14 protein-coding genes, 1 tRNA gene and 1 pseudogene are annotated in these 20,111 nt (G+C 68.8%); 12 read left to right on the top strand and 4 right to left on the bottom strand.

The window, feature by feature from the left end:
• Positions 1 to 121: 121 nt before the first annotated feature.
• From CP970_RS32680 to polA, 3 genes are all read right to left on the bottom strand, one after another.
• A complete protein-coding gene (locus tag CP970_RS32680) occupies positions 122 to 1,933 on the bottom strand; it encodes a lytic transglycosylase domain-containing protein (protein ID WP_055554902.1) in 1,812 nt (603 codons plus the stop codon).
• Between the two features lie 181 nt (positions 1,934 to 2,114).
• Positions 2,115 to 3,065 carry a serine hydrolase gene (locus CP970_RS32675; protein ID WP_055554904.1) on the bottom strand — a complete coding sequence of 317 codons (951 nt, stop codon included), beginning with the start codon at positions 3,063 to 3,065 and terminating at the stop codon, positions 2,115 to 2,117.
• Positions 3,066 to 3,403: 338 nt separating this feature from the next.
• Positions 3,404 to 6,145 carry a DNA polymerase I gene (gene polA, locus CP970_RS32670; RefSeq protein ID WP_150494332.1) on the bottom strand — a complete coding sequence of 914 codons (2,742 nt, stop codon included), beginning with the start codon at positions 6,143 to 6,145 and terminating at the stop codon, positions 3,404 to 3,406.
• 124 nt (positions 6,146 to 6,269) lie between these two features.
• Between polA and CP970_RS32665 the strand changes: the two genes are divergently transcribed.
• From CP970_RS32665 to CP970_RS32625, 9 genes are all read left to right on the top strand, one after another.
• Positions 6,270 to 8,549 carry an FdhF/YdeP family oxidoreductase gene (locus tag CP970_RS32665; RefSeq protein WP_055547625.1) on the top strand — a complete coding sequence of 760 codons (2,280 nt, stop codon included), beginning with the start codon at positions 6,270 to 6,272 and terminating at the stop codon, positions 8,547 to 8,549.
• A gap of 63 nt (positions 8,550 to 8,612) precedes the next feature.
• Positions 8,613 to 9,107: a PaaI family thioesterase gene (locus CP970_RS32660; RefSeq protein WP_055547623.1), complete on the top strand. Its 495-nt coding sequence runs from the start codon at positions 8,613 to 8,615 to the stop codon at positions 9,105 to 9,107.
• 143 nt (positions 9,108 to 9,250) lie between these two features.
• On the top strand, positions 9,251 to 9,649 hold the full coding sequence (locus CP970_RS32655; protein WP_055547621.1) for a hypothetical protein: 399 nt from the start codon (positions 9,251 to 9,253) through the stop codon (positions 9,647 to 9,649).
• A complete protein-coding gene (locus CP970_RS32650) occupies positions 9,646 to 10,239 on the top strand; it encodes a hypothetical protein (protein ID WP_063806090.1) in 594 nt (197 codons plus the stop codon). The genes CP970_RS32655 and CP970_RS32650 overlap by 4 nt, the downstream gene beginning before the upstream one ends.
• Positions 10,240 to 10,530: 291 nt before the next feature.
• Complete coding sequence (locus CP970_RS32645) at positions 10,531 to 11,781, top strand: branched-chain amino acid ABC transporter substrate-binding protein (protein ID WP_055547617.1); 1,251 nt, start codon at positions 10,531 to 10,533, stop codon at positions 11,779 to 11,781.
• Between the two features lie 164 nt (positions 11,782 to 11,945).
• Entirely contained in the window at positions 11,946 to 12,875 is a 930-nt protein-coding gene (locus CP970_RS32640) for a branched-chain amino acid ABC transporter permease (RefSeq protein WP_055547615.1), read from the top strand.
• A 5-nt stretch (positions 12,876 to 12,880) separates the two neighbouring features.
• Positions 12,881 to 14,725, top strand: a complete 1,845-nt coding sequence (locus CP970_RS32635) for a branched-chain amino acid ABC transporter permease (protein WP_055547613.1) — start codon at positions 12,881 to 12,883, stop codon at positions 14,723 to 14,725.
• 4 nt (positions 14,726 to 14,729) lie between these two features.
• Positions 14,730 to 15,551 (top strand): ABC transporter ATP-binding protein, encoded by an 822-nt coding sequence (locus CP970_RS32630; RefSeq protein ID WP_224058856.1) that lies wholly within the window; start codon positions 14,730 to 14,732, stop codon positions 15,549 to 15,551.
• On the top strand, positions 15,551 to 16,267 hold the full coding sequence (locus CP970_RS32625; protein WP_055547611.1) for an ABC transporter ATP-binding protein: 717 nt from the start codon (positions 15,551 to 15,553) through the stop codon (positions 16,265 to 16,267). Before CP970_RS32630 ends, CP970_RS32625 begins: the two co-directional genes overlap by 1 nt.
• 89 nt (positions 16,268 to 16,356) lie before the next feature.
• Here the strand turns inward: CP970_RS32625 and CP970_RS32620 are convergent, their stop codons facing one another.
• Positions 16,357 to 17,019 carry an ANTAR domain-containing response regulator gene (locus tag CP970_RS32620; RefSeq protein WP_055547609.1) on the bottom strand — a complete coding sequence of 221 codons (663 nt, stop codon included), beginning with the start codon at positions 17,017 to 17,019 and terminating at the stop codon, positions 16,357 to 16,359.
• 102 nt (positions 17,020 to 17,121) lie between these two features.
• On the opposite strand from CP970_RS32620, the gene CP970_RS32615 reads away from it, so the two are divergent.
• From CP970_RS32615 to CP970_RS32605, 3 genes and pseudogenes are all read left to right on the top strand, one after another.
• Positions 17,122 to 17,207, top strand: a tRNA-Leu gene (locus CP970_RS32615).
• 80 nt (positions 17,208 to 17,287) lie between these two features.
• A complete protein-coding gene (locus CP970_RS32610; protein WP_055547607.1) occupies positions 17,288 to 18,076 on the top strand; it encodes a hypothetical protein in 789 nt (262 codons plus the stop codon).
• A gap of 115 nt (positions 18,077 to 18,191) precedes the next feature.
• Positions 18,192 to 20,101: pseudogene (locus tag CP970_RS32605) on the top strand (alkyl/aryl-sulfatase).
• The last annotated feature ends 10 nt before the right edge of the window (positions 20,102 to 20,111 follow it).

The raw sequence follows: 20,111 nt of genomic DNA, 5'->3' as shown, positions 1-20,111 counted from the left end.
GGGCACCGTAGCAACGGACGGGCCAGATGAGAACACGTTGCACAAACACGGACCGCCCCTCCGCCATGGGTGGCGGAGGGGCGGTCCCGAGGAGTCGCGTGGCGGCCGTGCGGCCGTCCGGTCAGCTGCTCTGCGAAGGACTCCCGGACGCGCTCGTGGACGTACTCGGGGAAGCGCTCGGGGACGGGGAGGCACTCGAAGAGGCGCTCGGCGAGGGAGTCGCGTCGGGCTCCGCGGCGCTCACCTTCAGCTCGACGGTGAGCGCGCCGCCGCCGGGCGTGGTGATGCGGAGCAGATACGTGCCCGCCGCGTCGTCCGCGTACAGCTTCGGGAGCTTCAGCACGCCGTTCGCGTCGGTCTTCAGGCCCTTGAGGGTGCGGACCGGCTTGCCGTCCGCGCCCTTGAAGTAGGGGCCCTTGTCGTTGACGGTCGCGTCCGTCGCCGACTTGACCAGCGTGGCGGTGGTCGCGACGCCGTCCGCCGCCTTGCCCTTGTACGTCGCCTTGACCTCGACCTGGTCCGCGAACTCCTTGCCGGCCTCGCAGGTCAGCTCCTTGTCGCTGGTCCTGGCGAGCGCGTCGGCCTGGCGTGCGACAACCTGCGCCTCGAAGTCGACGCCGGGCAGCGAGCGGCCCACGACCGTGGCGCGCACCACGAAGTCGCCGCTCTTCTGCCCCGCTTCGAGCACCGGGGCGGTGGCCTTGCCGGTGATGCCCGTGGTGACCGTGGCGCTCTTCGCGCCGCCTTCGAAGCGGGCGTCCGTGTCGCCCACGACGGTGAACTTCACCTTGGCCTTGGCCACGAACGCACCCGACTTCGCCTCCGCGCGCACCGCGACGCGCTCGGTGAAGGCGTCGCCCGTCTTCGCGACGAGGTCTCCCGTACCGGCGTTCGCCAGCGCGTCGACCCGGTCGGACGGCGAGGGGCCGGGCTTCTCCGTGCCGCCGTCGCCGGGCGGCTTGGGCTTGGTGCTGCCGCCGTCGCCCTTCCCCGGGTTCTTGTCGCCGGGGTTCTTGCCGCCCGGGTTCTTGTTGCCGGGGTTCGGCTTCTGCGAGGAGGAACCCGGGTGCTTCGAGTTCGGGCTCGTACCGGTGGACGGGAAGCGGGTGTCGCTGCTGCGGTCGTCCGGCAGGACGCCCTTGCCGTCCGGGACCTCGTGGGTGCCCTTGCGGTAGTACTCCAGCCACGACAGGACCGTGTTCAGGTACTCCGTAGAGCGGTTGTAACTCAGGATCGCCTGGTGCAGGTCGGTCTCGACGGCCAGGTCGCGGTCGTTCGCACAGAGGTAGTAGCCCGCCGCGAGCGCCGCGTCGTAGATGTTGTTGGGGTCCTTCTTGCCGTCGTTGTTGCCGTCCCTGCCGGAGGTGGCCCACGTCGACGGGATGAACTGCATGGGACCGACCGCGCGATCGTGCGTCGTGTCGCCGTCGTACGCGCCGTTGTCGGTGTCGGTGATCTTCGCGAAGCCGTCGCCGTTCAGGACCGGGCCGAGGATCGGGGTGAGCGTCGTGCCGTTCGCGTCGACGCGGCCGCCGCGGGCCTGGCCCGACTCGACCTTGCCGATGGCGGCGAGCAGTTGCCAGGGGAGGTGGCACCCCGGCTTGGCGCCCGCGAGCTCGGACTCGGCCTTCTTGTACGCGTCCAGGACGGTGGCGGGCAGGCCCGCCTCGGCTTCCTTGTCACCGCCGTTCGGCGGGGCGCCGGTCGGCGGGACGGGGCTCTGCAGGGGCGGCAGGTCCGTGTAGTACGGCGAGTTGCCCGTCGCGGAGTCGCCGGACGGCGGGGGCGTGTCCGCGGCGCCCGCGGCCCGCTCGTCGCGGGGTATGCCCACCGCTCCGGGCGCCCCTGACGCGGCGAGTGCCGCCACCGCCGCCGCGGCCACCGCGGTGGTCACCGCTCCCCTGCGCAGCCGCCTGCCGATAACCGGCGCCATGACCGAGTCACCCCTCCCCTATGTCGACACTTGCGCGTCGCCCCCGCCTCCGTACACGCTTGCTTCGTACGCGCGTGCTCCCCAGCGGGGCGACTCAGGCGACACTACGACAACTTCCGGCGTGCTAAAACCCGTTCGTGCCCGATATTCACCAGTTGGCCGTGAGACGGGGACAGGGCTGTTACGCGCCTGGGTCGACGTCGTCCGCGGTGTCGGGGACCGAGCCGTCGGGCACCTCGCTGATCTCGTCCTCCGGGGTGAGCCCCTGCCCCACGGCGCGGCCCTTGTTGAGGCCCCGGTGCACGGCCTGCGCGACACGTTCCACGGTACGCACCCCGTACGCCATCGTCGGGTTGTCGTGCGAGAGGACGACGATCCGGTAGGTGCGGCCGCCGCCGGTGAACGCGCCGATGCTGTGCACCCGCCAGCCGTGGGTGGCGCGCGGCAGCCAGCCGTTCTTGAGGTGGGCGCGGATGCCGCGCGGCATGCCCGCGGGCACGCCCCAGCGCTGGTCGCGCCGGACGTCGGCCATCTGCCGCAGCCCGTAGGCGCGCGCGGCGGGCTTGAGTACGTCGCGGGCTCCCGTGAGGACGCCGAGCAGCCGCTGCTGGTCGGCCGCGGTGGTCCGGGTCAGGCCCCAGAGGCGGGACGGGCCGAGGCTGGTGGCGGTGGTGCCGACGCGGCGCAGGAAGCGGGAGAGGTAGGGGTGGCCCAGGTCGTTCCAGAGCCGCCGCGCCGCGTTGTTGTCCGAACCGGTGATCATGGGGCGGATCTTCCGCCGCTCCCATGCGGTGAGCCCGCGCCGCCAGTCCTGCGCGCGGCGCAGCGTCGCCTCCATCATCAAGACCTTGGCGATGCTCGCCGCGTCGTAGCGCCGCCCGCTCGCCAACTGGCAGAACAGTCCGGTGCGGGTGTCGTGCACGGAGACGGAGACGCTGCCGGTCCGTGACGACAGCGCCGCCCGGATGTCGTGGGACATCCGGGCGGCGAGAGCGGGATCGCGGCGTGCCGTACAGAGGGCTTTGCCCTGCTGGGAACTGGCGTCGGCCGCGGTCGCGGATATCGGGGCCAGAAGAGCCGTCGTGAGCGCCGCGACGATGGCCGTGCGGCGCTTTCGCAGGTGAAGGGCCATGGTTCATCCTGGCCCCTGGGCCTTGACCGGTGCGTGCCACCGGGGGCCACGCGGGTGAGACCCACTGCGTGGAGCTTGGGCCCCCGGGCGCGGCCGGTGGCACCGCGGTGGGGGCCTGCGGGTGCGTCGTGGCCGGTCGCGCAGTTCCCCGCGCCCCTTTGGGGCGCGTCCCTCGGTGCACTCCTGCGGGGGGCGAGCCCCTTAGGGGCGCGGGGAACTGCGCGCCCAGCCACAGCACACCCGCAGCCAGCCAAGGCCCCAACCAACGCCCCCGCCCGGGAGGGCAAAACCCACCCGGGGCGGGCCAGCCCCGGAATCCGCCTCCCCGCCCGAGAGGGCTAGTGCGCCGCGGATTCCCAGTCCGCCCCCACCCCCACCGAAACATCCAACGGCGCCCGCAGCGTCACCGCGCCGGACATCTCCCTGCGGACCAGCTCCTCGACCTTCGCGCGCTCCCCGGCAGCGATCTCCAGGACGATTTCGTCGTGGACCTGGAGCAGCATCCGGGATTCGAGCTTCGCCTCGGTCAGCGCGCGGTGCACGTTCAGCATCGCGATCTTGACGATGTCCGCCGCCGTGCCCTGGATCGGCGCGTTGAGCGCCATCCGCTCGGCCATCTCGCGGCGCTGGCGGTTGTCGCTGTTGAGGTCGGGCAGATACCGGCGGCGGCCCAGCATCGTCTCCGTGTAGCCCGTGGCACGCGCCTCGTCGACCGCGCGGCGCAGATAGTCGCGCACCCCGCCGAAGCGCTCGAAGTAGGTGTCCATCAGCCCACGCGCCTCGCCCGCGTCGATGTTCAGCTGCTGGGAGAGGCCGAACGCCGAGAGTCCGTACGCCAGGCCGTACGACATGGCCTTGATCTTGCGCCGCATCTCCGCGTCGACGTCCGAGCCGTCCACGCCGAACACCTGCGAGGCCACCGTCGTGTGCAGGTCCTCGCCGGAGGTGAACGCCTCCAGGAGGCCCTCGTCCTCGGAGAGGTGCGCCATCACGCGCAGCTCGATCTGGCTGTAGTCCGCGGTCATCAGGGACTCGAAGCCCTCGCCGACCACGAAGCCGCGGCGGATCGCCCGGCCCTCGTCCGTACGGACGGGGATGTTCTGGAGGTTCGGGTCGGTGGACGAGAGACGGCCCGTCGCCGCCACCGTCTGGTTGAACGTGGTGTGGATGCGGCCGTCCGCGGCGATCGTCTTGATCAGGCCCTCGACGGTGACGCGCAGCTTCGCCTGCTCGCGGTGGCGCAGCATGATGACCGGGAGCTCGTTCTCCGTCTGGGCCGCGAGCCAGGCCAACGCGTCGGCGTCCGTGGTGTAGCCGGTCTTCGTCTTCTTCGTCTTGGGCAGGTTCAGCTCGCCGAAGAGGACTTCCTGGAGCTGCTTGGGCGAGCCCAGGTTGAACTCGTGCCCGGCCGCCGCGTGCGCCTCCTTCACGGCCTGCTGCACGGCGCTCGCGAACTGCTGCTCCATCGACTCCAGATGGGCGCGGTCGGCGGCGATGCCATGCCGCTCCAGGCGGGCCAGGAGCGTGGACGTGGGCAGCTCGATGTCCTTCAACAGGTCACTGGCGCCGACCTCCTGGAGCTTCTCGCCGAAGGCGGTGCCCAGGTCGAGGATGGTGCGGGCCTGCGCCATCAGCGACTCGGCCTCCGCCGTGTCGTCCTCCTCCGTACCGAAGGCGAGCTGCCCCTCGGCGGCGGACGCGGGAGCGAGCTCGCGGCCCAGGTACTCCAGGGAGAGCGCGTCCAGGGCGAAGGAGCGGCGGCCCGGCTTGACCAGGTACGCGGCGAGCGCCGTGTCCATGGAGACGCCGTCGACACGCCAGCCGTGCTCGGGGAAGACCCGCATCGCGGCCTTCGCGTTGTGCAGGACCTTCGGCTTCTCCGCGTCGGCGATCCACGCCGCGAACGCCTTCTCGTCCGCCTCGTCCAGCGCGGACGGGTCGAACCAGGCGGCCGCTCCCTCCGCGGCGGCCAGCGCCACCTCGGTCACCGAGCCCACGCCGAGCTGCCAGGTGTCGACCGTGGCGACGCCGAGCACCGCCGTGCCGTGCTCGGCCAGCCAGGGCGCGAGCTCGCCCGTGCCCAGCACCGCGCCGTCCAGCTCCACGCCAGGTTCGGCCGGGGTCTGCTCGGCCTCCTCGGCGCCCGGGTCGACGGCGAGCAGACGCTCGCGCAGCGACGGGTTGCGGATCTCCAGGGTGTCCAGGACCATCGCCAGCGTCGTACGGTCGTACGGAGCGCGCTCCAACTCGGTGACCGTCTTGGGCAGTTCGACGTCGCGCACCATCTCGGTGAGCCTGCGGTTGAGCTTCACCGCGTCCAGGTGGTCGCGGAAGTTCTGCCCGGCCTTGCCCTTGACCTCCTCGGCGCGCTCCACGAGGTCGGCGAACGAACCGAACTGGTTGATCCACTTCGCGGCGGTCTTCTCACCGACACCGGGGATGCCCGGCAGGTTGTCCGACGGGTCGCCGCGCAGCGCCGCGAAGTCGGGGTACTGGCTGGGGGTCAGGCCGTACTTCTCCTCGACCTTCTCCGGGGTGAAGCGGGTCAGCTCGGAGACGCCCTTGGTGGGGTACAGCACCGTCACGTGCTCGGTGATCAGCTGGAAGGAGTCGCGGTCGCCGGTGACGATCAGGACTTCAAAGCCCGCCGCCTCCGCCTGCGTGGCCAGCGTGGCGATGACGTCGTCCGCCTCGAAGCCGTCCACCGCGAAGCGCACCGCGTGCATCGCGTCGAGCATCTCGCCGATCAGCTCGACCTGCCCCTTGAACTCGTCCGGGGTCTTGGAGCGGTTCGCCTTGTACTCGGGGAACTCCTCGGAGCGCCACGTCTTGCGCGAGACGTCGAAGGCCACCGCGAAGTGCGTGGGCGCCTCGTCGCGCAGCGTGTTCGCCAGCATCGACGCGAAGCCGTAGATCGCGTTCGTCGGCTGGCCCGTCGCCGTCGTGAAATTCTCCGCGGGCAGCGCGAAGAACGCCCGGTACGCCAGGGAGTGCCCGTCCATGAGGAGCAGGCGCGGACGCTGCTCGCCACTCGGCTTCGTCGCGGTCTCGGACTTCTTCTTCGCTGCTTTTTCTGCCACGTCCCCGATCCTGCCACGCCCCACTGACAGTCCGGTCCCAGGCGGCCCCGACCCCCGGCATTGTCACCGGTGCGTGGGAGTATCGGAGAGGTAGGTCACGCACGTGCTCGAAGGGGAGCCGACCATGGCAAGCAAGCCGCCCAAGGGCGATCCGGTCCAGGACGCGCCGCAGGTCGCCGAGGTGCAGCACGCCGCGGCGGGCCTCCCCGCCATCGGGCACACGCTGCGCATCGCACAGCAGCAGATGGGCGTGCGCCGCACCGCGCTCACGCTGCTGCGGGTCAATCAGAAGGACGGCTTCGACTGCCCCGGCTGCGCCTGGCCCGAGCCCGACCACCGGCACAAGGCGGAGTTCTGCGAGAACGGCGCGAAGGCGGTCGCCGAAGAGGCCACGCTGCGCCGCGTCACCCCCGATTTCTTCGCCAAGCACCCCGTCGCGGACCTCGCGACCCGCAGCGGGTACTGGCTGGGCCAGCAGGGCCGCCTCACCCACCCCATGTACCTGGCCGAGGGCGCCGAGCGCTACGAACCCGTCTCCTGGGAGCGGGCCTTCGACATCGTCGCCGAGGAGATCGCCGCCCTCCAGGGCCCCGACGAGTCCGTCTTCTACACCTCGGGCCGCACCAGCAACGAGGCGGCGTTCCTCTACCAGCTGTTCGCCCGCGAGCTCGGCACGAACAACCTCCCCGACTGCTCGAACATGTGCCACGAGTCGTCGGGCTCCGCGCTGACCGAGACGATCGGCGTCGGCAAGGGCAGCGTCCTGCTCGAAGACCTCTACCAGTCGGACCTGATCATCGTCGCCGGGCAGAACCCGGGCACGAACCACCCGCGCATGCTCTCCGCCCTGGAGAAGGCCAAGCGCAACGGCGCGAAGATCATCACGGTCAATCCGCTGCCCGAAGCGGGCCTGGAGCGCTTCAAGAACCCGCAGACCCCCCAGGGCATGCTCAAGGGCACCGCCCTGACCGACCTCTTCCTGCAGATCCGCCTCGGCGGTGACCAGGCCCTCTTCCGCCTCCTGAACAAGCTGATCCTCGACACCGAGGGCGCCGTCGACGAGGACTTCGTCCGCGAACACACCCATGGGTACGAGGAGTTCACCGACGCCGCCCGCGCCGCCGACTGGGACGGGACCCTCGCGGCGACCGGCCTGGAGCGCGCCGAGATCGAGGAGGCGCTGCGCATGGTGCTCGCCTCCCGGCGCACCGTCGTGTGCTGGGCGATGGGCCTGACCCAGCACAAGCACTCCGTCCCCACGATCCGCGAAGTGGTCAACTTCCTGCTCCTCCGCGGCAACATCGGCCGCCCCGGCGCCGGCGTCTGCCCGGTGCGCGGCCACTCGAACGTGCAGGGCGACCGCACGATGGGCATCTTCGAACGCCCCGCGCCCGCCTTCCTCGACGCCCTGGAGAAGGAGTTCGGCTTCGCGCCGCCGCGCCACCACGGCCTGGACGTCGTCCGCGCCATCCGGGCCCTGCGCGACGGAGAGGCGAAGGTCTTCTTCGCGATGGGCGGCAACTTCGTGGCGGCCTCCCCCGACACGGAGGTCACCGAGGCGGCCATGCGCAAGGCCCGTCTGACCGTGCACGTGTCCACCAAGCTGAACCGCTCGCACGCGATCACGGGCGCGCGCGCCCTGATCCTGCCGACGCTCGGCCGCACGGAGCGCGATCTGCAGGGTGGCGGCGAGCAGTTCGTGACCGTCGAGGACTCCATGGGCATGGTGCACGCCTCGCGCGGCCGCCTGGAGCCCGCGAGCAAGCAGCTGCTCTCCGAGCCCGCCATCGTGTGCCGTCTGGCGCGCCGCGTCCTCGGCGAGGACTCCCGCACGCCCTGGGAGGAGTTCGAGAAGGACTACGCCACCGTGCGCGACCGCATCGCGCGCGTCATCCCCGGCTTCGAGGACTTCAACACCAAGGTCGCCGACCCCGGCGGATTCGCCCTGCCGCACGCCCCGCGCGACGAGCGCCGCTTCCCCACGGCCACCGGCAAGGCCAACTTCACCGCCGCGCCCGTCGAGTACCCGACCGTGCCCGAGGGCCGACTGCTGCTGCAGACGCTGCGCTCGCACGACCAGTACAACACCACCATCTACGGCCTCGACGACCGCTACCGAGGCATCAAGAACGGCCGCCGCGTCGTCCTGGTCAACCCCGAGGACGCCCGGGACCTCGACCTCGCCGACGGGACGTACGCGGACCTGGTCAGCGAGTGGCAGGACGGCGTGGAGCGGCGCGCGCCGGGCTTCCGCGTCGTGCACTACCCCACGGCCCGCGGCTGCGCGGCCGCCTACTACCCCGAGACCAACGTCCTGGTGCCGCTGGACGCCACCGCCGACACCAGCAACACCCCTGCCAGCAAGTCCGTCGTCGTACGCCTGGAACAATCCCCGGTCAACTGAGCGTTCGCTCAGGACAGTCCCCGTGACTGTGACAGTGGTCGACGTCGAACGGAGCCGGTCCCCATGGGCGAGCAGCACAGTGTGAAGTTCCCGCAGGAAGTCATCGACGAGTACGCGGCGCTCGGTGTCGATCTGCCCGCCCTCTTCTCCGCGGGCCACCTCGGCACCCGCATGGGTGTGCAGATCCTGGAGGCGTCCGCGGAGCGCGTCGTCGGCACCATGCCGGTCGAGGGCAACACCCAGCCGTACGGCCTGCTGCACGGCGGCGCCTCCGCGGTGCTCGCCGAGACCCTCGGCTCGGTCGGCGCGATGCTGCACGGCGGCACCGAGAAGCTCGCCGTCGGCGTCGACCTGAACTGCACGCACCACCGCGGCCCCCGCTCGGGCCTGGTCACCGGTGTGGCCACGCCCCTGCACCGGGGTCGCTCGACCGCGACGTACGAGATCGCGATCACCGACGAGCAGGGCAAGCGGGTCTGCAGCGCGCGCTTGACGTGCATGCTGCGCGACGCCGGAGGCCAGCCGCCGCTCGGCGCCGCGGGCGGCGCGGCGAGCTGACGCGGGGCGGGCGCTCCGACCGGACGCCCCCTGCCGCCCGACCGAGTGCCCCGCGCCGTCCGACAGGACCGCGCGGGGCGCCCGTGCATCCGGGCCGGAGCGACGCATTGTCGGAGCGTGCGCGTCCGGTCTAGCGTCGGTGCATGAGGCACCGGATACAGCTCTGTGCGCCCACCCTCGCCGCCGTCCTCGGCACCGCCCTCGCCGCCACCGGATGCGGAAGCTCCGGTACCGAGGGATCCCCGAGCACCAGCACCCCTCCCAGCGCCAGCGCCACTCCCCCCGCCAAGCTCTGCACCACGATCATCACCAAATGGGCGCGGGAGATCTACGACTCGGGCGACGACACCTACGGCGACTACCAGTCGATGGGCCTGTCCAACGGCCAGTACCTGATCCTGCGCGACGTCCTGGACGCGGCCCGCGCCGAACGCAAGCGCCAATCGGCCGCGGCCGGGCGGAAGTTGCTGGACAGAGAGGCCCGCGAGCGGTGCGCCGAGCGCTACCGCGACGGCGGGCCGAGCGGCGGGCCGTGGGTGTGAACGCCATCGGCCCGATCGAGCCGGGCGAGGACACCTACGACCACGAGAGCGCCGCCACCGAGCCCGTGCGGCTCGATCCGCGCCGGATCCGCCACCGCCGCACCGCGCTCGCCGTCGCGGCGGCCGTACTCGTCGGCGCCGCCGGACTCACCCTCTACCTGACCCGCCCGGAGCCGCCGCCCGAGCCCGCCCCGCCCTGGCCGTCGCAGAGCGTGGCCGTGACGTACACGGGCGAGATGTCCCGGCCGCGCGCCGGGGAGCGGGACTTCACATTCGCCGTCACCTTCGCCCAGGAGTCGGGGCCGCCGGTGATCGTCCGGCGCGTCGCCCAGCCCTCGGCGGCGCTGGCGGTCGACACCTCTCCTCCCACCCCATTCACGGTGAAATCAGGAACCCCACGGAAGTTGATCATCAAGATGCACATCCGCGAATGTGGAGAAGTGGCACGGAATGCTGGACTCCCTTTCCTCGAAGTAACGCTGCGTAATACGCGCGCAAACGAGAAGCAGAGTTACATCCTGGGTCCGGAATACGCGAATGATCTTTCTGGGGCACTGACCGCCGCATGCCCGCGAACACGGGTGTCATGAGTCAAACACCTTTACAGTCCTGCCAGTTGTCCTGGAGATTCTCAGCATGCGGATACGCCGAGATCGTCCGAACAACGTCCTATTCAGGCCCAACCACCCCCTGCGTTCCAGCCCGGAATACTCCGTGGCATAACAAGAGCGTCACAGCCTTGGTCCGACCACTCCACCTGGCACAAAGGCGCCCTTAGAGTCACGGCCAGTCACCGCGCCCACCGGATTCCTGTCAGTTCGGTTCCGCGCTCGACTCGGCATCCCAACAAGGGACAGCCGTGCCAGGGGAAAGGACTGATCGTGCGTCAACGTTCGCTCATAGCCATCACCGCCGCACTCACCGCGGGGGCACTCACCCTCACCGCCTGTGGCTCGCGCGACGACAAGGACAAGGACAACGCCGGGGGTGGCGGTACCACGGTGGTCATCGGCGTCGACGCGCCGCTGACCGGTGACCTCTCCGCGCTGGGCCTCGGCATCCGCAACTCCGTCGACCTCGCGGCCAAGCAGGCCAACTCCAAGAAGTTCGTCGACGGCGTCACCTTCAAGGTGGAGCCCCTCGACGACCAGGGCCAGCCCTCGTCAGGCCAGACCAACGCCACCAAACTCGTCGCCGACAAGGACGTCCTCGGAGCCGTCGGCCCCCTGAACTCCTCCGTCGCCGAGTCCATGCAGAAGGTCTTCGACGACGCCAAGCTCGTCCAGGTCTCCCCCGCCAACACCAACCCGGCCCTCACCCAGGGCCCGGACTGGAACGGCGGCAAGAAGGTACGCCCGTACAAGTCCTACTTCCGCACCGCGACCACGGACGCCATCCAGGGCCCGTTCGCCGCGCAGTACCTGTACAACAAGGTCAAGAAGAAGAAGGTCTTCGTCGTCGACGACAAGAAGACCTACGGCGCGGGCCTCGCCGCCACCTTCAAGGACGAGTTCACCAAGCTCGGCGGCAAGGTCGTCGGCACCGAGCACATCAACCCCGACACCAAGGACTTCGGCGCCGTCGCCACCAAGATCCGCAACTCCGACGCGGACCTCGTCTACTACGGCGGCGAGTACCCCCAGGCAGGCCCCCTCAGCAAGCAGATGAAGCAGGCGGGCGCCAAGGCCCCCCTCGTCGGCGGCGACGGCATCTACAGCGCCGACTTCATCAAGCTCTCGGGCAAGCAGGGCGTCGGCGACTACGCCACCTCCGTCGGCCAGCCCGTCGAAGAACTCCCCTCCGCCAAGGAGTTCATCGCCAACTACAAGAAGGCCGGCTACAAGGAGGCCTACGAGGCGTACGGCGGCTACTCCTACGACAGCGCCTGGGCGATCATCGAAGCCGTCAAGAAGGTCGTCGACGACAACGACGGCAAGCTTCCCGACGACGCCCGCACCAAGGTCATCGACGCCATGAAGAACGTCTCCTTCGACGGCGTCACCGGCAAGGTCGCCTTCGACGAGTACGGCGACGCCACCAACAAGCAGCTCACCGTGTACCAGGTGAAGTCGACCGATCCCAAGGCCGGCTGGAAGCCCGTCGAGTCCGGCACCTACACCGGCAGCAACTGACGCCGAACCCGCAGCGCACGACACGTCCGCGCGGGGCGCTGCACGCCAGCGCCCCGCGCGGCGTCGCATCCGACGCACTCGCCACCTGGAACGTGCGGCCGCGCACCGGCCGATGAGCCGCCACCGAACGGCCGCACGACATCGAAAGACTCGGAGGACCTGCGGTGCACGAACTGCCGCAACAGCTGGTCAACGGCCTGCTATTGGGATCCATGTACGGCCTGATCGCCATCGGCTACACAATGGTCTACGGCATCGTCCAGCTCATCAACTTCGCCCACGGCGAGATCTTCATGACCGGCGGATTCGGTGCACTCACGGTCTGGCTCTGGCTGCCCGCGGGCACCAGCGTGTGGGCCGCCCTACCGCTCATGCTGATAGGCGCCATATTCGTCTCCACCACCATCGCCGTCGGCGCCGAACGCTTCGCCTACCGGCCCCTGCGCGGCGCCCCACGCCTGGCCCCGCTCATCACCGCCATCGGCCTCTCCCTCGCCCTCCAGCAAGCCGTCTGGGCCTGGTACCCCGAGGCGAAGTCGCCCCGCTCCTTCCCCGAACTCCCCGGCGGCGCCATCAACATCGGCTCCGTCACCATGCAGCCCGGTGACATCTTCCTGCTGATCACCGCCCCCGTCTGCATGATCATCCTGGGCTACTTCGTCATGAAGACGCGCGTGGGCCGCGGCATGCAGGCCACCGCGCAGGACCCCGACACGGCCAAGCTCATGGGGATCAACACCGACCGCGTCATCGTGGTCGCCTTCGCCATCGGCGCCGCCTTCGCCGGAATCGCCGCCGTCGCCCGCGGCCTCAAATACGGCCAGATCGACTTCCGCATGGGATTCATCCTCGGCCTCAAGGCGTTCACCGCCGCCGTCCTCGGCGGCATCGGCAACATCTACGGCGCCATGATCGGCGGCCTCGTCCTCGGCCTCGCCGAATCCATGGCCACCGCCTACATCAACAACATCCCCGGCATGGACAAGCTCGGCGGTCAGTCCTGGGCCGATGTCTGGGCGTTCGTACTCCTCATCGTCGTACTCCTCGTCAGGCCCCAAGGCATCCTTGGCGAGCGCGTCGCGGACAGGGCGTGACATCCATGACCACACAGACCACAGCGGCCGACAGCCCCAGCCCGCGCAAGGACAAGGCGCCCACCGGCCTCCTCTCCATCCCCGAGGGCCCCGCCCGCGCACTCGCCACCGGCGGCGGCATCCTCACCGTCATCTCCTCCTTCCTCGCCTGGACCTGGACCGCCGCGTTCCCCGGCGACCTCACCGTCTACGGCTACCCCGGCGGCCTCCAGTGGCTCGTCCTCATCTCGGGCGCCCTCACCACCCTGTACGGCCTCGCCTCCTACGGCGTGAAGGGCCTGCGCTCCCTCGCCCCCGCCAGCGCCGACGCCGCACTCAAATTCGCCTCGCTCGCCGCCGTCGCCACCACCTGGTACACGCTCTTCGCCATCTCCAACACCCTCGGCGGACTCGCCAACCTGGAACCCGGCGGCTGGATCGCGGGCATCGCCACCCTCGCCGCCTTCATCGGCGCACTCGCCCTGCCCTTCGAACCGCCCCACACCTACCCGGTCGACTCCGAAGACAGCGGCTGGGAGCAGTTCAAACACCGCACCCGCAACGGACTCACCATCATCAAGGGCGCCTTCGCCGCCGAAGAACCCCCCATACCGCGCAAACTCAACTCGTCCGTCGAGATCCTCGTCATCATCGCGGCCCTCGCCCTCGGCCTCATGGTCTTCACCTACGGCATCGGCACCGAATACGACGAGCTCTTCATCGGCTTCCTCATCACCGTCGGCTTCGGCTTCGCCGCACTCTCCAAAGCCGGACTCGTCGCCCAGGTCTCCACCTACACCGCGCGCCACCGCAACGTCACCCTCACCGGCGCGTTCCTCGCCGCGGCCGCCTTCCCCTTCACCCAGAGCGACGACCAGTACGCCACCATCGGCGTCTACATCCTCATCTTCGCCACCGTCGCCCTCGGCCTGAACATCGTCGTCGGCCTCGCGGGCCTCCTCGACCTCGGATACGTCGCCTTCCTCGGCGTCGGCGCCTACGCCGCCTCCATGGTCTCCGGAGCACCCACCTCACCCTTCGACATCCACCTGCCGTTCTGGGGCGCCATCCTCGTCGGCGCCGGCGCCTCACTCGTCTTCGGCGTCCTCATCGGCGCACCCACCCTGCGCCTGCGCGGCGACTACCTCGCCATCGTCACCCTCGGCTTCGGAGAGATCTTCCGCCTCGCCGCCAACAACTCCGACGGCTCCTCCGGACCCGACATCACCAACGGATCCAACGGCATCTCCTCGATCCCGAACCTCAAGATCTTCGGCTTCGACTTCGGCATCGAACACAGCATCCTCGGCCAGCCCATCGGCCGCTTCGCCAACTACTTCTTCCTGATGCTGCTCATCACCCTCGTCGTCGTCCTCGTCTTCCGACGCAGCGAGAACTCCCGCATCGGACGCGCCTGGGTCGCCATCCGCGAGGACGAGACCGCCGCCCTCGCCATGGGCATCAACGGCTTCCGCGTGAAGCTCATCGCCTTCGCACTGGGCGCCTCCCTCGCCGGACTCGCGGGCACCGTCCAGGCCCACGTCACCTACACCGTGACCCCCGAGCAATACCAGTTCGCCAACTCCGTACCGCCCAACTCCGCCTTCCTCCTCGCCGCCGTCGTCCTCGGCGGCATGGGCACCATCAGCGGCCCCCTCGTCGGCGCCGCACTGCTCTACCTCATTCCCAACAAACTCCAGTTCCTCGGCGACTACCAGCTGTTCGCCTTCGGACTCGCACTCGTACTCCTCATGCGCTTCCGCCCCGAAGGCCTCATCCCCAACCGCCGCCGCCAGCTCGAATTCCACGAAACCGAGCTGGACCCCGGAGAGACGCCGCCGCCCACAGTCCTCAGCAAGACGGGGGTCTGACCCAATGCCCACTGACACCACCAAAGAGGACCAGGCCGCAGCCGCCCCGGCCGGCGAAACCGTCCTCGACGCCCGCGGCGTCACCATGCGCTTCGGCGGACTCACCGCCGTACGCTCCGTCGACCTCACCGTCAGCAGCGGCGAAATCGTCGGCCTCATCGGACCCAACGGCGCCGGAAAAACCACCTTCTTCAACTGCCTGACCGGCCTCTACATCCCCACCGAAGGGGAAGTCCGCTACAAAGGCACCGTCCTGCCCGCCAAATCCTTCAAGGTCACCGCGGCAGGCATCGCCCGCACCTTCCAGAACATCCGCCTCTTCGCCAACATGACCGTCCTGGAAAACGTCCTCGTCGGCCGCCACACACGCACCAAAGAAGGCCTCTGGTCCGCACTCCTGCGCGGCCCCGGATTCCACAAGGCCGAAGCCGCCTCCAAGGCCCGCGCCATGGAACTCCTGGAATTCGTCGGCCTCGCCGAAAAAGCCGAACACCTCTCGCGCAACCTCCCCTACGGAGAACAGCGCAAACTGGAGATAGCCCGGGCCCTGGCCAGCGAACCCGGCCTCCTCCTGCTCGACGAACCCACCGCCGGAATGAACCCGCAAGAAACCCGCACCACCGAGGAACTCGTCCTCGCCATCCGCGACATGGGCATCGCCGTCCTCGTCATCGAGCACGACATGCGCTTCATCTTCAACCTCTGCGACCGCGTCGCCGTCCTCGTCCAGGGCGAGAAACTCGTCGAAGGATCCAGCGAAACGGTCCAACAGGACGACCGCGTCATCGCCGCATACCTGGGCGAGCCCTTCGAGGAGAACAACTGATGACCGCACTCCTTGAGGTCGAGGACCTCCGCGTCGCCTACGGCAAGATCGAAGCCGTCAAAGGCATCTCGTTCACCGTCGAGGCCGGCGAAGTCGTCACCCTCATCGGCACCAACGGCGCGGGCAAGACCACCACACTGCGCACCATCTCCGGCCTCCTCAAGCCGGTCGGCGGCTCCATCAAGTTCAACGGCAAGGCCCTGCGCAAATACCGCGCCGACCAGATCGTCGCCCTCGGCCTCGCCCACTGCCCCGAAGGCCGCCACATCTTTCCCCGCATGACCATCGAGAACAACCTCCGCCTCGGCGCCTACCTCCGCTCCGACAAATCAGGCATCGAGAAGGACATCAACCGCGCCTACGAACTCTTCCCCATCCTCGGAGAACGGAAGAAACAAGCCGCGGGCACCCTCTCCGGCGGCGAACAGCAGATGCTCGCCATGGGCCGCGCCCTGATGTCCCAGCCCAAGCTCCTCATGCTCGACGAACCCTCCATGGGCCTCTCGCCGATCATGATGCAGAAGATCATGGCGACCATCGCCGAGCTCAAGTCCCAGGGCACGACGATCCTCCTCGTCGAGCAGAACGCCCAGGCGGCGCTCTCCCTCGCCGACGCGGGCCACGTCATGGAGGTCGGCAAGATAGTCCTCTCCGGGACCGGGAACGATCTGCTGCACGACGAGTCCGTGCGGAAGGCGTACCTGGGCGAGGACTGAGCCTTCGCGCCCTTTGCCCGTACGCGAGGAGGCCCGCACCCCCTGATCCGGGGGTGCGGGCCTCCTCGTACGTACTGCGTCCGGGTCGGTCAGCCCTTCGACGCCTTCTTCTCCTCGGCGTCCTCGATGACCGCCTCCGCGACCTGCTGCATCGACAGACGACGGTCCATCGACGTCTTCTGGATCCACCGGAACGCGGCAGGCTCCGTCAAGCCGTACTCCGTCTGCAGAACCGACTTCGCCCGGTCCACCAGCTTCCGCGTCTCCAGGCGCTGCGAGAGGTCCGCGACCTCCTTCTCCAGCGTCTTCAGCTCCGTGAACCGCGAGACGGCCATCTCGATCGCCGGAACGACGTCACTCTTGCTGAAGGGCTTCACGAGGTACGCCATGGCGCCCGCGTCACGGGCCCGCTCGACGAGGTCGCGCTGCGAGAACGCGGTGAGCATCAGCACCGGGGCGATGGACTCCTCCGCGATCTTCTCGGCCGCGGAGATGCCGTCCATCACGGGCATCTTCACGTCCAGGATCACCAGGTCCGGCTGGTGCTCACGGGCCAGCTCGACGGCCTTCTCACCATCACCGGCCTCACCGACGACGCTGTACCCCTCTTCCTCCAGCATCTCTTTGAGGTCGAGCCGGATCAGGGCCTCGTCCTCGGCGATGACGACGCGGGTCGTCAGCGGAGGCACGTGCGACTTGTCGTCGTCCGACGCGGACGCGTCGGTGGGCTGGGGCGACTCGGGGGCGGTCACGGGGGGCTCCTCGTTCATGGCAGGTGCGCTGCCCTTGCAGGGTACCTAGCTGCGGTGTCACCCGGTGACCCGGTACACTTCCCGGAGCGCGCAGCACCTCAAGCCGGGTTGGCGCAACGGTTGACGCGGAGGTCTCAAACACCTCTGTCCGAAAGGACATGTGGGTTCGAATCCCATACCCGGCACCAAAATAAGCGGATGTTCACGTTCTCGTGAACGTCCGCTTACTAGTTACCCGGCGCCATTATCCGTAGCGCAGAGTGGCGCCATGGGAACTCATGCACCCGAGGTACGACAAGCCGCGCTCACGCTGCTAAGCAGTGGCGCTAAGAACGCCGCCGTTGCCCGGGCGCTGCAATTGCCAGCAAGCACGGTTGGCGTGTGGCTGCACCGGGAGCGCGCCAGGCTCGGGGAGCAACCAGCAAAACGATCACCGAAGTGCCCACGTTGCGATGGGCGAGAACTTGACGTGGCCGCATACGCCTACCTCCTGGGCTGGTATCTCGGCGATGGCCACATCTCCCAGCCCTCCGGACACCGGGTTCCCAGCCTCCGGATCACCTGTGACAATTCATGGCCCGGCCTCATGGCCGAGTGTGAGCAGGTTGTACGAGCGGTCTTCCCTGACAATTCCGTCTGCCTGGCCCGCAAGACTGGATGCCACGACGTAAAGGTGTACTCCAACCACCTGTGGTGCATGTTCCCCCAGCACGGCCCCGGCAAGAAGCACGAGCGCAAGATCGCCCTCGAACCCTGGCAGCAGGAGATTGTCGACGCCCACCCCTGGGACTTCATCCGTGGGCTCGTCCACTCCGACGGCTGCCGCTTCACCAACTGGACGACCCGCATGGTCAGGGGTGAACGCAAGCGCTACGAGTACCCCCGTTACTTCTTCACCAACGTCTCTGACGACATCCGACAGCTCTACACCGACACTCTCGACAAGCTCGGCATCGTCTGGACGCACTGCACCCGCCACGGAAACCCGTACAACATCTCTGTCGCCCGCAAAGCCCCAGTCGCCCTCATGGACCTCCACGTAGGCCCCAAACACTGACCCGGGCAACGGGCAATAGGACGGATCACCGCCCTCCCCCACCCTCCCTGGGACCTGCCCCAATTCCCCGCCACCCCCCTTGCCGCCCCCGCGCCCCACTGCGAAGTTCGGCCGCATGACTCCCTTGAACCGCCGCACCTTCATCGCCGCCGCAGCGGGCGCCGCCGCCGCAGCCGTTGCCATGAACCCCCAGACCGCTTCCGCGATCGGCGATCACGACGGCCACGGAGACGGAGACTTCGCCGACGCCGGCAAGGGTTCATCGCCGCTCTGACGCCCGGCGTCGTGAAGAACGCCAAGGGGCAGGTCGTCTGGGACGCCGATGCCTATCGGTTCCTGAAGGGGGACGCTCCCAAGACCGCCCACAAGAGTCTGTGGCGGCAGTCGCAGCTCGTGTCGAAGCAGGGCCTCTTCAAAGTCACGGACCGGATCTATCAAGTCCGGGGGCTCGATCTGTCGAACATGACGCTCATCGAGGGCGACACCGGCGTCATCGTCATCGACCCCCTCATCTCCGCCGAGACGGCCACCGCCGCGCTGAAGCTGTACCGCACGCACCGGGGGAACAGGAAAGTCACCGGGCTCATCTACACCCACCCGCACGTGGATCACTTCGGCGGCTGCCGTGGGGTGCTCCCCGACGGCAGCGACGGCACCGGCGACGTGCCGATCCTCGCGCCCGAAGGCTTCATGGAGCACGCCGTCTCGGAGAACGTGTACGCGGGCACGGCGATGCAGCGGCGTTCCGGCTACATGTACGGCGCGCAGTTGCCCAAGTCGGCCGCCGGGCAGATCGGTTGTGGTCTGGGGCAGACCGTGTCCCTCGGTTCCATCGGGTTGATTCCGCCCACCAAGGACATCACGAGGACCGGGCAGTCGGAGACCGTCGACGGTGTGCGGTTCGAGTTCCAGATGACTCCCGGGACCGAGGCCGCCGCGGAGATGAATTTCCTGCTGCCCGAGTTGCGTGCCGTATGCATGGCGGAGAACGCGACGCACACGATGCACAACATCATCACGTTGCGCGGGGCGCAGGTGCGGGATGCCCGGCAGTGGGCGCATTACCTCGGTGAGTCCGTCACGCTCTTCGACGGGAAGGCCGATGTGGCGTTCGCTTCGCATCACTGGCCGACGTGGGGTGGCGGGACGATTGTGGAGCTTCTCGAGCAGCAGCGGGATCTGTACGCGTACATGCATGATCAGACGTTGCGGATGATCAATCTGGGGATGACGGGGCGGGAGATCGCGGAGGAGATCGAGTTGCCGCCGGCGCTCGCGGAGGTGTGGGCGAATCGTGGGTATTACGGGTCGCTCAGCCATAACGTGAAGGGGATCTATCAGCGTTACATGGGGTGGTTCGACGGGAATCCCGCGCATTTGTGGGAGCATCCGCCGGTCGCTGAGGCGAAGCGGTACGTGCAGGCGTTGGGGGGTCGTTCGGCGACGGTCGCGAAGGCGCGGGCGTTCGCGCGCGACGGTGATCTGCGGTTCTCGGCGACGCTGCTCAATCACGTGGTGTTCGCGGATCCGAGGCGTCGGGACGCCAGGGTCGAACTCGCCTCTGTGTACACGAGGTTGGGGCAGGCGTGTGAGAACGCGGTGTGGCGGAACTTCTATCTCTCGGGTGCGCGGGAGCTGCGTGAGGGTGTCGAGGAGTCGCCGACGTCCGTGGTGAGTGCGGACATGTTGATGGCGTTGGACGTGGACCAGTTGATCGATTCGGTGGCGATCAGGGTCGTGGGTCCGAAGGCGTGGGATCTGGAGGTGCGGATGGACTGGAGTCTGCCCGCGCTGGGGAAGGTCTGGCATCTGACGTTGCGCCACGGCGTGTTGACGTATCGGAGCGATACCGAGGCCGACCCGGCCGCCGGTGTCACTCTCACGATGACGAAGTCGCAGTTGCTTTCGATGCTGGCGGGCAAGGGCCTCGGCGATATCGACGTCGAGGGTGATGTGTCGCTGCTCGGCAAGCTCTTGGCGGTCGTGGGGAAGCCCGATCCGGACTTCCCCATCGTGACGCCGTAACTCTCGCGAT

Origin of the sequence: Streptomyces kanamyceticus, from assembly GCF_008704495.1 — a bacterium.
Taxonomy (GTDB): Bacteria; Actinomycetota; Actinomycetes; order Streptomycetales; family Streptomycetaceae; genus Streptomyces; species Streptomyces kanamyceticus.
This window is presented reverse-complemented; position numbering and strand designations above follow the sequence as displayed.

What these genes read in the sequence shown, in the direction of transcription:
- CP970_RS32680 (WP_055554902.1), bottom strand. Translation starts at nt 1,933, where the DNA reads ATGGCGCCGGTTATCGGCAGGCGGCTGCGCAGGGGAGCGGTGACCACC.
- CP970_RS32675 (WP_055554904.1), bottom strand. Translation starts at nt 3,065, where the DNA reads ATGGCCCTTCACCTGCGAAAGCGCCGCACGGCCATCGTCGCGGCGCTC.
- CP970_RS32665 (WP_055547625.1), top strand. Translation starts at nt 6,270, where the DNA reads ATGGCAAGCAAGCCGCCCAAGGGCGATCCGGTCCAGGACGCGCCGCAG.
- CP970_RS32660 (WP_055547623.1), top strand. Translation starts at nt 8,613, where the DNA reads ATGGGCGAGCAGCACAGTGTGAAGTTCCCGCAGGAAGTCATCGACGAG.
- CP970_RS32655 (WP_055547621.1), top strand. Translation starts at nt 9,251, where the DNA reads ATGAGGCACCGGATACAGCTCTGTGCGCCCACCCTCGCCGCCGTCCTC.
- CP970_RS32635 (WP_055547613.1), top strand. Translation starts at nt 12,881, where the DNA reads ATGACCACACAGACCACAGCGGCCGACAGCCCCAGCCCGCGCAAGGAC.
- CP970_RS32630 (WP_224058856.1), top strand. Translation starts at nt 14,730, where the DNA reads ATGCCCACTGACACCACCAAAGAGGACCAGGCCGCAGCCGCCCCGGCC.
- CP970_RS32625 (WP_055547611.1), top strand. Translation starts at nt 15,551, where the DNA reads ATGACCGCACTCCTTGAGGTCGAGGACCTCCGCGTCGCCTACGGCAAG.
- CP970_RS32610 (WP_055547607.1), top strand. Translation starts at nt 17,288, where the DNA reads ATGGGAACTCATGCACCCGAGGTACGACAAGCCGCGCTCACGCTGCTA.